Raw genomic sequence first — 12,792 nt, 5'->3', positions numbered from 1 at the left:
TTTTAATTTTTAAAGATTGATATCAATTACTTTTTGTTTAAGAAATTTGGTTTAATATTTACCATCACATATGCCCATTGAGGAGAAAGACTCGCATTAGCAACATTTTTAACTTGTGCAGATGCCATAGAATTGGTTGCTTTCATGAAAGAATATCCACCTTCTATATTGACCATTTTGGTTAGGCTATAAGATATTTTTAGGTCCAACTCCGTTCCTAAATAACTAGTTTGTTCACCACCTGCTCCATTAGATAAACTGTTTGCAGATTGAAATCCGTGCAAATCAGCAAAAAGAGTTAAGTTGTCTTTTAAGTTGTATTTTGTTTTCAAAAAGTAGTTTAACAAACCTTGTGATCCAAAGCCACTTGAAGCATAGAAATAATCCATATTACCCCAGAATTTGTGTGGTGTGCCGTAAAGTGGATCAAATTGCTTGTTGGTAGAAGTAGCTGTAACAGCTTCGGTTCCATCATTTCCTGATAAATAATCAACTCCAGGTCCTACAAATAATTTTCGTCCTACTTGCAAAGTAGATGTAATAGAAGCCAAATTACTGCTCAAACTACGACCGTTTTTGTCATGACCAAATTGATGATATATACTTCCTTCGAATTTCAATTTTCGAGTTGCATTCACATTATAGTAAAAACCAGTAGTGTTACGAGTCCAAATTCCTTCTTCGTTTACTTTTGTAGTAACTGGAGGTGTTCCTGCGGTAACGTTAGTATATTTATTGAAATTATCGCTTAGGAATAAAAACGAAATATCTCCAAAGAAAAATTTTCTAGCTAAATACACATATTCCAGAGATTTATAATTTGTCCCTAAAGCATTTGTTCCAGCAGTATAACCAGCTGTTGCAGATGGAACTCCATTATAAATCGTTCCTGCTAACAGTTCTTTGTTTTGATTGAATGCGGCTCCAAAATCGGCTGTCCATCCTTTATTAAAATATTTCAGAACAATCGCATCATGGTAACGCGCTTGTTGTAACCAATCAAGGCCTCCAATAACTTTTTGATCATCATACGAAATCTCTTGACGTCCTATTTTTAGAGACAAATTTTGAATGTTGCTAATAGTGTCATTCAACATAATTTCACCCCAAGCTTCATGCAATTGTACACCATTATTTTCAGCAGTTGTTACTCTATTAATAGTTGAAGCATCTTGTCCCCAAACACGAACATCTTGAACTGCTACAAAAAATTTGAATCTATATCCTGTAAATCCAACATTCAATCTAGTTCTTTGAGAAGTAAATGCAGCAGCATCTGCATTATTTACTTGTAACGTGCTATAACCATCTCTATATTCTGTTCTTGGTCTAAACTGACCTGTTGCTGTAAACTGTGCGTTAGCAACAGATGAACCAAATAAAGTTATGGCTAAACCTAACATAATGGATTTTGAATTCTTAGTTTTTTTTAATGCTTTTATTTTTTGGATTGTAGTTGTAATCTTTTGCATAATGGTTTTGTTTTAATTAGTATGAAGCAAAGATATATACGTATTTATACTTACGTATTTACTTTTCACAGCATAAAACAGCTTTTTTACACAACAATAAAACCAAAAATAGCAGCTTAAAAACTGCGTTTACGCAATTTTTTCTTCTTAACATCCATTTTTATTGGGTTTATTAGACACTTAGTTTTTATAAATACTACGTAATAAGTGAGCAGTTAAAAAAAACTTTTTGAAAAAAAGTCAAAAAGGAAACACTTTTCCATAAAAAAAGACCCAAAAGGGTCTATTTTAATTTAAGCTCAATAATAAATTACTTAGATATACTTATGTTCCATTATTTCCGATTTCATTTTATTGATTTGTTCCAATCCGATTTTCTTCCCAACCGTTTTTATTAAGGCTTCTCTTTTTAAACTAGAAATCACTCGCGTCACTTGTTCTTCGGTAGTACCCGCAAAGTCAGCTATTTCTTTACGAGACAAATCAAGATTAATCAAATCATTAGTTTGTCCAAACTTTCTATGGATATATATTAAGGTATCAATTACACGTTCTCTCACATTCATTTGAGCAATTTTTCGAATATTGTTCTCACTTTTATTCAATTCTTCTGCGTAAAAAAGCATCATATCAAAAGTGAATTCTGGAACATTTTGAAGAATGTCTAACATCACATCATTACTAAAATTACATAAAACAGTATCTTCAAGAGCATATGCTCCAATCAAATATCTCTTACTTGTCCCAAAACCTCTAAAACCAACTGTATCTCCATCTGTAGTCAATCGAACAATTTGTTCTCTACCGTTGATTCCAGTTTTCACCGTTTTTACCTTTCCTTTATAAACAAAATAAAGACCTTGAATTGGCGCGCCTTCAATGATAAATTGTTGTGTTTTTTTGCAGGTAAAACTATGTTTCTTTTCTATATATTTTTGCATATTGGCCAAATGAATATGCTTTTTGATAAAGCAATTTTCATTACTGCAACTACTGCAAATGGCTTGATTCTCTTTCATTTCTAACTAATTATAGTTTTTACACATCGGAAGCTTTTCGTCACACTCAATTCATTAAAAAATTTGAATTTAATATTAAAATCCAAAATAAATTCTTCAGTAAACGCCTAAATTTTAAGTAAATATATAGGTTTTATGCAATAATTAATCATTTACACCTACCGCTAAAACATCAAAATAGCTCATAAAAAAACATCTTTTTTGCATATTTTTTATAAATGATTCCAAAAAAACTGCTCTTTCGATTATTTCATCTACTTAGAAACGCTCTTTTTCAGATATTCGTAATTCTTTACTAATAAGTAAAAATACTTAGTTTTGTTTAATTTGTAGTTTTTTACTTAAAAATAATTAATTCTCTTTTTAATATAAATTATGCATTTATGAAGAATTTATTCAAAACAAACAATCTCATTAACAACTTAAGCTTTTTCTTGTTTATGTAGTTTATACTGTTTTTACTTACTATATTCGCGTCCTCTTTTTAACCAATCAATTTAATATGAAAAAAATTTTACTACCATTAGTTGCTTTAATCTCATTTGGATTTGCGAATGCTCAATCTAAAGGAAAAGGAACTATTGAAATTACACCAAAAATTGGATTTTCAAGCTTTTCCGAAAGCAATCCAAGTAACGGTATTTATTCTAGTAATACTGATACTAATTCAGGTGTGGAATTTGGAGGAACAGCTGATTATTATTTTAATAATAGATGGAGTTTACGCTCAGGGTTAGTGTTTGACAAAATGGGAGGAAAGTATTACGATTGGGATGGTTTTGTATATGAAGATAAATTAAATTATTTAAGCATTCCTATCAATGCCAACTGGCACTTTGGAAGCACGAGAAAATGGAATTTAAATTTCGGTTTTAGTCCTTCTTTTTTATTAGATGCTAAAGCAAACAATAAAGAAATCCCTAAAAGTCATGTAGAATCTTTTCAATTAGGGCTTACCTATGGAATAGGTTATAAAATAGAAATTAATAAAAAATTTGGTGTTTTATTGGACTATCAAGGATTTAATGGATTAACCAATATCAATAAAGCTAATAGCACAAATATCAAAAATGTAGGTTATAGCATTAATGTAGGTGGAGTTATTGAACTTTAAAAAATATACAAAATAAAAGGGTTCAAATAATTTGAACCCTTTTATTTATGCAATTAAATCACCATCGTCAACTGAATACGTTTCCTATCCTCATCAACCTCGACAACTTTTACGGTCACCTGCTGGTGTAATTTCACCACTTCGTTAACATCACTTACAAAACCTGCTTTAAGTTGTGAAATATGAACCAAACCGCTTTCTTTCACGCCAATATCAACAAAACAGCCGAAATTGGTGATGTTGTTCACAATTCCAGGTAAAATCATACCTGTTCTAACGTCTTTTATTGTTTTTACATTTGGATCAAATTCAAAAACAGTGGCTGCTTTTCTAGGATCTAATCCAGGTTTTTCCAGCTCCTTAATAATATCTTTTAGTGTCAATACTCCAATATCCGGAGTAATATAATTTTCGGGTTTAATCAGAGCCGTTTTTTCCTTATTGGCAATCAAATCATTTACAGAAAGCTTCAAATCTTTAGCCATCTTTTCAACAATAGGATATGCTTCAGGGTGCACTGCCGAATTATCCAACGGATTTTTAGCATTTGAAATCCTAATAAAAGCTACTCCCTGCTGATAAGCTTTGTCTCCTAAACGAGGTACTTTTTTGAGTTGTTTTCTATCTTCAAAAGGACCATTTTCAGAGCGATAATTCACAATGTTTTCGGCAAGCTTCTCTCCTATTCCACTCACATAACTCAATAAATGTTTACTAGCTGTATTGATGTTTATTCCCACCGAATTTACACAACGTATCACAGTCGAATCCAATTCTTCTTTTAATTTGGTTTGATCTACATCATGTTGATATTGTCCAACTCCAATCGCTTTCGGATCGATTTTTACCAACTCGGCCAACGGATCAGACAAACGTCTTCCGATAGAAACTGAACCACGAACCGTTACATCATAATCTGGAAATTCTTCTCTGGCAATTTTCGATGCCGAATATACTGAAGCTCCCGCCTCAGAAACGATAAAAACCTGCACAGGTTTATCAAAAGCAATTTTCTTAATGAAGAATTCGGTTTCGCGAGAAGCTGTTCCGTTTCCGATTGAAATAGCATCTATTTGATACGCATTCACCATCGAACGAATTTTTTTCAACGCCATCGCTTCTTCCTTTTGTGGTGCGTGTGGATAAATGGTTTCGTTATACAGCAAATCTCCTTTTTCATCCAGACAAACTACTTTGCAACCACTTCTAAAACCTGGGTCAATAGCCAAAATTCGTTTTTCTCCCAAAGGTGGTGCCAGTAATAATTGCCCTAAATTATTAGCAAAAACCTGAATCGAATTAGCATCTGCTTTTGCTTTGGCTTCTTGTAGAGTCTCATTTGAAATCGCTGGATTCAACAAACGTTTGTAACTGTCTTCAATCGCCAATTGAATATGTGGTGTTGTACTATTATCTCCTTTAATGATTAATTCATCTATAACATCGTAAGCATCATCTAGTTCTACATCAACTTTGAATTTGATAAAACCTTCATTTTCGGCCCGCATAATTGCCAATAATCTATGCGATGGAGCTTTCGTTAACGGTTCTGCCCATTCAAAATATTGATTGAATTTTTGAGCGCCTTCCTCCTCTTTTTTTGATTTTACAACCTTGGTAGTTATTGTTGCTTTTCGTTCAAACAATCTACGCAATTGCTTACGAACATAAATGTTTTCATTAATCCATTCGGCAACAATATCTCTTGCTCCTTGCAACGCTGATTCCTCATTAATCACATTTTCATTCAAATATTGAGTAGCCAGGAAATCAACATCATCCTTAGTTTGTGCCATTATAATTTTAGCCAAAGGCTCCAATCCGTTTTCACGAGCAACATCGGCTTTGGTTCTTTTTTTCTTTTTATAGGGTAAATAAAAATCTTCTAATTCTTGTAAATCAAAACTTTGCTGTATTTTTTTATCCAATTCTGGTGTCAAAGCATTTTGTTCTGCTATTGATTTTAAAATTGCTTCTTTACGTTTTATAATGACTTCGTACTCTTTTTGAAATTTAGCAATTTGCTCAATAAAAACTTCATCCAGATTTCCCGTCTTGTCTTTTCGATAGCGGGAAATAAAAGGAATAGTACAGTCTTCCTGTAATAATTGAACGGTGTTTTGAATATTAATCGTTGCCGTAGCAACGTGTTTTGAAATAAATTGTAAGTTGGTCATTTTGAATTTCTATTTAAAAAGGAATCTTCTTTATTCGAAAAAAGAGATGCTAAAATACTATCTTTAAACTTCAATTGAAATCCATTTATGATTTTATTATATACTTTTTTAGTCGTTAATTTAATAGCTTTTGTATTAATGGGCTACGACAAAAAATTAGCTCAAAACAATAAAAGGCGAATTTCCGAAAAAACACTTTTAGCTTTTGTGAGTATTGGCGGAACCTTTGGTTCGGGATTGGGAATGCTACTTTTTAGACATAAAACAGCCAAAACCAGTTATTTATTGAAGTTTTGGCTAATTGTAGCTGTACAGATTTTGATAATTTGTTTTTACATTATAAAATCTAAATAATTACCTTTGCTAATTACCTCAAAAGTTGCTTCTGGATATGCTTTTGCGAAAGCAGTCGGAATTTTTGATTTCTTGTTTTCGTTCCATTTAAACTCAAACCCAGCGAGTACATCTCCTTTTTCTTCTAACCAATCCAATTCCTGCTGATCGTAGGTGCGCCAAAAATAATTATTGGTTTGTATCTTTTGATAATTCTGTTTTTTAAGACGTTCAACCGCAAGATAATTTTCCCATAAATCGCCAACATCATTTCTAAAATCCAAACGATTAAAATTATTGATAATACCGTTTCTAATGCCATTATCATAAAAATACCATCGGCTCGATTTGACAATTTCTTTGCGTAAATTTCGACTGAATCCTTCTACTTTAAAAATTATAAACACTTTAGAAAGTAAGTCTAAATAATTATCAACCGTGTTTTTTGACATTTGAAGTTGATTTCCTAATTCTTGTAAAGACACTTCTTTTCCTACTTGATAAGCTATCAAACGTAATAAATTATAAATTTTATCGGCTTGCTTTATTCCTTCAAACACTAAAATATCTTTCAATAAATAAGAATTAATAATTTCGTTCAGATACTCTTTTTTCTCCGTCCAATCTTGATATTGAATGAGTTCAGGGTAACCACCAAAAAGCAATCGCTCTTCTAAATTTTCGGTGGTTTGCTTGTAATTTTCTTTGGTTGAAAACTCCATTTGTGCCAACGGAAAAAGATATAAGGTGTTTTTTCGACCGACTAATGGTTCGCCAAGCATGTTATTCAAATCAAAAACAGAAGAACCCGTTGCAATAATTTTGATACTATCAATACTATCTACAATAAGTTTTAAAATCAAACCAATTTCTGGAATCATTTGAGCTTCATCGATAACCAATAAATCAATATTAGCTAAAAGCCTCTTGTAATTAGAAACAGATCTTTCTTGCAATAAATTTGCATCATGAATATCTTCTCCATTTAATTGTAAATAAGTTTCGGAAGGTATTGTTTTGAGGTAATTTTTAATTAATTCAGTTTTCCCCACACGTCGTGCGCCTAATAAAATCAAAACTTTATTTGGTAAAACTTTTTTACTAAAATTATCAAAAATGGCTCTTTTTAAATAACTTTCCATTGCTTTTCTATTTAAAATCAATGTCAAAGTTAATCAAAAAAATGTAAATTCAGTCAGTTCATTGACTCAATTAATGTAAATTCAGTCAGTACGTTGACTCAATTAATGTAAATTTAGTCAGTATAAAATAAAAAAGCCCAGTTTCATCAACGGGCTTAAATTATTTTTGGTGCGAAGCACCGCGATTTTTTATAAAGCTAGTCCTGAACTATAAAATCCTTAGAATCTTCTACTTTTTTATATTCAGGCTGAATATTAATATGATTAATGTGAAATTTTTCAAATAAAACATGTTCTACTTTATCTAAAAGAGCATTGAATTCAGACATTTTTATATCTTCTGAGCAATCTAAATGTGCTTCAAGATGCAATTCTTCTTCATTAAGGTACCAAACATGGATATGGTGCAATTTGTTCACACCAGTGATTTTATGAACTTCCTCAATAATCTCATTAACATCAATATGCTTTGGTGTAAAGAGCATCAGCATTTGAGTAGATTCTTTTAATAAATCAAAACCAACGACTATCAAATAAATAGCTATAACCAAAGTCAATACGCTATCAACCCAAAACCATTGAAAATATTTCATTAACAGACCACCAATTAAAACCGCAACCGAAGCCAGCATATCAGTAAACAAATGCAAATAAGCCGATTTCATATTCAGATTTTTATCTGCATCGCCTTTCAACATTAAAGCAGATAAACCATTAGCAACAATTCCTAAAATAGAAAGCCAGATAACTAATCCATATTCTATTGTACTTGGATTAAAAAAACGTTCAACACCTTCATAAACCAAAAACAAAGCCACTATTATTAATGTCATTGCATTAATAAAAGCGGCTATTAATTCAGCTCTTTTATAACCAAAAGTTTGGTTTACAGAAGCTTTTTTTTTGGATAATTTATGAGCAACATAACTAAAAACCAAGGAAAGTACATCTGAAAAATTATGCAATGCATCCGAAAGTAAAGCTAAACTTCCCGATAGAATTCCTCCAATAATTTGTGAAACCGTAATTACTATATTTAAAACAATCGAAAATAAAAGGTTTTTACCCTCTACAGAATGATGGTGATGACTGTGGTTGTGATGATGCTCCAAAATATATTAACAGCTTATTTTATCAACTCTAATTTGATGTCTTCCTCCTTCAAATTCAGTAGTTAAAAAAGTATCTACAATTTCTACCGCTTGTGCAATGGAAGTAAATCTTGCCGGAATACTAACAATATTAGCATTATTATGTAAACGGGTTAAATAAGCAATCTCTTTTGTCCAACACAAACCTGCTCTCACTCCAGCGTGTTTATTAACAGTCATTGCAATACCGTTTCCACTTCCGCAAATTACGATTCCAAAATCAGCTTTTTTATTTTCAACATCAGTGGCAACTGGGTGTCCAAAATCAGGATAATCAACAGAAGCTTCTGAATCTGTTCCGTAATTAGTAACTACGTGTCCTTTTGATTCTAAATATTGAACAATTGCTTTTTTATAATCTGGTCCTGCGTGGTCGTTTCCTATAGAAATTTTCATTTTTTTTGTATTAGTTTTTCAACTGCAAATTTAACCAAACTATTTTAGATAGCATACAAAAAATTCTTTTCACTTTATATTACTAATAGATTAAGGAGTAATAAAGAAGGTATATTTCATAATTATATATAAGTTACTGATTATAAGAAAATTTAGAGGTTATTAACATATATCTATATTTGCAATAGCTTGGTAATCAGTAAAGAGAATGTAATTAAAATGTTAATTATTTGTATTGTTAATACCAAAAGCTAACTAATTGATATTCAGATAATATTAAGTTAACACAAAATGTTTATAACTTTAGATAGAATTTTAGAAGTTTTTTGAGTTTGTAAACAAAAAATAAGTAATCCAAAACTGATATTTAAAAACCAAATAAAGTTTAGGGAATTTTTAGAAAAGTTATCAATACTTAAATTCATTTTCTTAACAGGAAAATTAAAAACACTTATTTACAATTTGAATCTTTTTTTGATTGTTAACAGTTGTTAACTAATTATAAAAATGTCTTAATTTTCAGTAATTTAAATATAAATAACTATGTTGATAACTCAATATAAAAACCTAAAACTACATTTCAATACATTTTTTAAACTTTTTATAGGCACTATTAACAAGCTATAATAACCATAAATATTTTAATTAAATTTAAATTTTCTTTTTGTTGTATTTAATATATGTTGACAACTTTGAAAAATGAAAACAAAAAAATGAATTTAATTTTTTGAAAGTTTTTAAACGATGGAAAGTTTAGTATTTAGATTGTCCAGAATTTCCTGAACTTGTTGAAAATCGTTTGGATGTACTTTTAGCTGAATTCCGCCATAAGCGAAGCTTGCCAATGGATCGATGGAAACAATGTATTCGTTTTCGAAAAAATAATGAATTTCTTCCTGATCCAAAATATGTTTAATTACCACAATCTCATGTGAATAATTAAAGATAGCAATCGTTTTAAAGCCTTTCATTTTAATTTTTTATATAAATGTAGTAAAGTTATTATTAGTTTAAAACTATAGTATAACAAGGAATAGTGAATACAATTTCGTAATTTTAGGCTTTTAAGAAAAGATACATGAGTAAAAGATTAAGAAAGCCGATAAAGAAAGAGAAGGATTTCTCAGATAAAATTATAAAAATATTATCGCAAAGTGCCAATAAAGCCTTTAATTATAAGCAAATAGCAAGTAAATTAGAATTAGACGACACTCAAAGTCGCAATCAGATTATAAAAGATTTAAAAATTTTAGCTTCTTCCAAGAAGATTATTGAAACTGAACCTGGTAAATATTTAATAAAAGCTGCAAGTAAAGAATATTACGAAGGAACAATTGATATGACAGGTCGAAAAACGGCTTATTTTATTTGTCCTGAGTTTACTGAGGACGTTTTTATTCCATCGATTAATTTGAACCATGCTCTAGATAAAGATACTGTAAAAGTGTATGTTTATAATAAACGAAGTGGTAAACGGGCTGAAGGTGAAGTTATTGAAATCATTGAAAGACATAAAACTGATTTCGTTGGAGTAATAGATATTCAGAAGAATTTTTCGTTTGTTTCTACCGCCAATCCAAAAATGTACACCGATATTTTTATTCCAAAAGATAAAATAGGTGATGCCGAACAAGGAGATGTAGTTTTAGTCCATATCGAAGATTGGCCAAAAAGAGCCGATAGTCCTTTTGGAAAAGTGGTGAAAGTACTTGGAAAACCTGGAGATCATGATACCGAAATTCATGCTATTTTAGCTGAATACGGTTTACCAGCTGAGTTTCCTATTGAAGTAGAAACCTATGCACAAAAAATAGATACTTCGATTGAAGCTAGTGAAATAGCCAAACGTCGTGATATGCGAGATATATTAACTTTTACAATTGACCCGAAAGATGCTAAAGATTTTGATGATGCATTGTCTTTCAAAAAGTTAGAAAATGGAAACTATGAAATTGGTATTCATATTGCCGATGTTTCGTATTATTTAGAAGAAGGAACTATCCTTGATGATGAAGCGTATCAACGTGCAACCTCTGTTTATTTAGTGGATAGAGTAGTACCAATGTTACCTGAAGTTCTTTCTAATTTTGCCTGTTCATTGCGTCCGCAAGAGGAAAAATATACGTTTTCAGCAATATTTGAAATTACCGAAAAAAGCCAAGTTGTCAATCAATGGTTTGGTAGAACTGTTATTTTTTCTGACCAGCGTTTTGCTTACGAAGAGGCACAATATATCATCGAAACTAAAGATAATACCATTCCTATGGAAACTTCTATCACAGGAAGTTCTTATGTTGTTTCTGATGAAATAGTGGAAGCTACTTTGAAAATGGATGAATTAGCTAAAATATTCAGAAGAAAAAGAATGAATGAAGGCGCTATTTCTTTTGATAAAGTAGAAGTAAAATTCAACTTGGATGCAGAAGGAGAGCCAGAAGGAGTGTATTTTAAAGTTTCAAAAGATGCCAATCATCTGATTGAAGAATTTATGTTATTGGCTAATAGAAAAGTAGCAGAATACATAGGTAAACAAAAGAAAACGTTCATTTACAGGATTCACGATGAACCCAATGAAGACAAATTAATAGCGATGCAAAATCTTATTGCTAAGTTTGGTTATAAAATTGATTTCAGAAATAAAGGAGATATTTCTAAATCTTTGAATGCTTTGATGGAAGAAGTTAATGGTAAAAAAGAGCAAAATCTTATTGATACTTTAGCCATTCGTTCTATGAGTAAAGCCAAATATTCTACTGATAATATTGGACATTACGGACTTGCATTTGAATATTATTCACATTTTACATCTCCAATTCGTCGTTATCCAGACGTTATGGTACATCGTTTATTGCAGTTTTATTTAGACGGTGGTAAATCGGTTGATGAAGAGACTTATGAAACTAAATGTTTACATTCCTCTACTATGGAAGGTTTAGCAACAAATGCCGAAAGAGATTCTATAAAATATATGCAGGTAAAATACATGCAAAATCATCAGGATCAGGAATTTTTAGGTGTTATTTCAGGAGTTACTGAGTGGGGAATTTATGTAGAAATAATTGAAAACAAATGTGAAGGTATGGTAAGAACCCGTGATATAAAAGAGGATTACTACACTTTTGATGAAAAACAATATGCTTTAGTTGGATCTAATTCTAATAAATTATTACAATTGGGTGATGAAATTTATGTAAAAGTAAAAAACGCTGATTTAGTTAAAAAACAATTGGATTTCAATTTCATAAGAAGAAACGAATAGGTTTTAAAAATAGATTTAGTAACAATTAAATTTTTTAAGATGAAGCGAATAATTTTAATAGGTTTCGTATTTATATCACAATTAACTTTTAGTCAAACAAGTATAGAACTTAAGGATTTTGATGAAGTAAAAACATTTGACAAACTAAATGTTACTTTAGTTGCTTCTACTGAAAATAAAGCAGTAATTACTGGAACAAGTCAGAGTAAGGTAGAAGTTGTTAATAAGAATGGTCTTTTGAAAATAAGAATGCCGTTGACTAAAATTATGTCTGGAGATGAAGCAAAAGTCACATTATATTTCAAGAAAATTCAGAGTATTGATGCTAATGAAGGCAGTAGTGTATTTTGCGCAGATATTTTCAAACAAACTACTCTTAATGTTTCAACACAAGAAGGAGCAAAGATTACAGTTGTATTAGATGTCGAAAAAGCAACAATTAAAGCGTATTCTGGAGGAATTATTAAAGTTATAGGTAAAGCAGTCACTCAATCGGTTTTGATTAATTCTGGAGGAATTGTAGAAGCAGGTGATTTAGAAACCTCTCAAACTACTGTAAGTTTATCAGCTGGAGGTAACGCAGATGTAAGAGCCAGTTCTCTAGTTGATGCAAAAGTAAAAGCTGGTGGTACAGTAACTATTTATGGAAAACCAAAAGAAATAAGACAAGAAACTTTTATGGGTGGAACTATTGTTCAGAAAGATTAAATTTGTAACCAATTTTTAAAG

Annotated in this window: 11 protein-coding genes; 4 read left to right on the top strand and 7 right to left on the bottom strand. The window is 30.8% G+C overall.

All coding sequences use genetic code 11. The features are described from left to right. Window positions 1-26: 26 nt before the first annotated feature. Window positions 27-1,472: an alginate export family protein gene (locus CLU82_RS09025; RefSeq protein WP_198520209.1), complete on the bottom strand. Its 1,446-nt coding sequence runs from the start codon at window positions 1,470-1,472 to the stop codon at window positions 27-29. Between the two features lie 314 nt (window positions 1,473-1,786). After that, window positions 1,787-2,491, bottom strand: a complete 705-nt coding sequence (locus CLU82_RS09020) for a Crp/Fnr family transcriptional regulator (RefSeq protein ID WP_100842785.1) — start codon at window positions 2,489-2,491, stop codon at window positions 1,787-1,789. Between the two features lie 502 nt (window positions 2,492-2,993). Here CLU82_RS09020 and CLU82_RS09015 point away from each other — a divergent pair. Further along, the gene (locus CLU82_RS09015) at window positions 2,994-3,605 is read left to right on the top strand and encodes a porin family protein (protein ID WP_100842784.1); all 612 of its coding nucleotides are present in this window, start codon (window positions 2,994-2,996) and stop codon (window positions 3,603-3,605) included. Between the two features lie 53 nt (window positions 3,606-3,658). Here the strand turns inward: CLU82_RS09015 and CLU82_RS09010 are convergent, their stop codons facing one another. Next, entirely contained in the window at window positions 3,659-5,782 is a 2,124-nt protein-coding gene (locus CLU82_RS09010) for a Tex family protein (protein ID WP_100842783.1), read from the bottom strand. An 87-nt stretch (window positions 5,783-5,869) separates the two neighbouring features. Between CLU82_RS09010 and CLU82_RS09005 the strand changes: the two genes are divergently transcribed. Beyond that, entirely contained in the window at window positions 5,870-6,136 is a 267-nt protein-coding gene (locus CLU82_RS09005; RefSeq protein ID WP_100842782.1) for a DUF1294 domain-containing protein, read from the top strand. Here CLU82_RS09005 and CLU82_RS09000 read toward each other — a convergent pair. From CLU82_RS09000 to CLU82_RS08985, 4 genes are all read right to left on the bottom strand, one after another. Continuing rightward, window positions 6,115-7,257, bottom strand: coding sequence for an ATP-binding protein (locus tag CLU82_RS09000; protein WP_100844986.1), 1,143 nt, complete (start codon window positions 7,255-7,257; stop codon window positions 6,115-6,117). The genes CLU82_RS09005 and CLU82_RS09000 overlap by 22 nt on opposite strands. A 197-nt stretch (window positions 7,258-7,454) precedes the next feature. Further along, complete coding sequence (locus CLU82_RS08995; RefSeq protein WP_100842781.1) at window positions 7,455-8,369, bottom strand: cation diffusion facilitator family transporter; 915 nt, start codon at window positions 8,367-8,369, stop codon at window positions 7,455-7,457. 6 nt (window positions 8,370-8,375) lie between these two features. Beyond that, window positions 8,376-8,804, bottom strand: a complete 429-nt coding sequence (rpiB, locus tag CLU82_RS08990) for a ribose 5-phosphate isomerase B (protein ID WP_100842780.1) — start codon at window positions 8,802-8,804, stop codon at window positions 8,376-8,378. Window positions 8,805-9,541: 737 nt separating this feature from the next. Next, window positions 9,542-9,775 carry a DUF2007 domain-containing protein gene (locus tag CLU82_RS08985; RefSeq protein ID WP_100842779.1) on the bottom strand — a complete coding sequence of 78 codons (234 nt, stop codon included), beginning with the start codon at window positions 9,773-9,775 and terminating at the stop codon, window positions 9,542-9,544. A gap of 107 nt (window positions 9,776-9,882) precedes the next feature. On the opposite strand from CLU82_RS08985, the gene rnr reads away from it, so the two are divergent. Beyond that, window positions 9,883-12,063 (top strand): ribonuclease R, encoded by a 2,181-nt coding sequence (gene rnr / locus CLU82_RS08980; protein ID WP_100842778.1) that lies wholly within the window; start codon window positions 9,883-9,885, stop codon window positions 12,061-12,063. 39 nt (window positions 12,064-12,102) lie between these two features. Next, a complete protein-coding gene (locus tag CLU82_RS08975; RefSeq protein ID WP_100842777.1) occupies window positions 12,103-12,771 on the top strand; it encodes a head GIN domain-containing protein in 669 nt (222 codons plus the stop codon). The last annotated feature ends 21 nt before the right edge of the window (window positions 12,772-12,792 follow it).

Origin of the sequence: Flavobacterium sp. 5, assembly GCF_002813295.1 — a bacterium.
In the GTDB taxonomy this organism is placed as follows: Bacteria; Bacteroidota; Bacteroidia; order Flavobacteriales; family Flavobacteriaceae; genus Flavobacterium.
Note: the sequence above shows the minus strand (reverse complement) of the source record. Positions and strands in the feature narration are given on the sequence as shown.

Bases quoted from the DNA above. Each gene is read 5' to 3' on its own strand.
- CLU82_RS09025 (WP_198520209.1), bottom strand. From the start codon at position 1,472: ATGCAAAAGATTACAACTACAATCCAAAAAATAAAAGCATTAAAAAAA.
- CLU82_RS09020 (WP_100842785.1), bottom strand. From the start codon at position 2,491: ATGAAAGAGAATCAAGCCATTTGCAGTAGTTGCAGTAATGAAAATTGC.
- CLU82_RS09015 (WP_100842784.1), top strand. From the start codon at position 2,994: ATGAAAAAAATTTTACTACCATTAGTTGCTTTAATCTCATTTGGATTT.
- CLU82_RS09010 (WP_100842783.1), bottom strand. From the start codon at position 5,782: ATGACCAACTTACAATTTATTTCAAAACACGTTGCTACGGCAACGATT.
- CLU82_RS09005 (WP_100842782.1), top strand. From the start codon at position 5,870: ATGATTTTATTATATACTTTTTTAGTCGTTAATTTAATAGCTTTTGTA.
- CLU82_RS09000 (WP_100844986.1), bottom strand. From the start codon at position 7,257: ATGGAAAGTTATTTAAAAAGAGCCATTTTTGATAATTTTAGTAAAAAA.
- rpiB (WP_100842780.1), bottom strand. From the start codon at position 8,804: ATGAAAATTTCTATAGGAAACGACCACGCAGGACCAGATTATAAAAAA.
- CLU82_RS08985 (WP_100842779.1), bottom strand. From the start codon at position 9,775: ATGAAAGGCTTTAAAACGATTGCTATCTTTAATTATTCACATGAGATT.
- rnr (WP_100842778.1), top strand. From the start codon at position 9,883: ATGAGTAAAAGATTAAGAAAGCCGATAAAGAAAGAGAAGGATTTCTCA.
- CLU82_RS08975 (WP_100842777.1), top strand. From the start codon at position 12,103: ATGAAGCGAATAATTTTAATAGGTTTCGTATTTATATCACAATTAACT.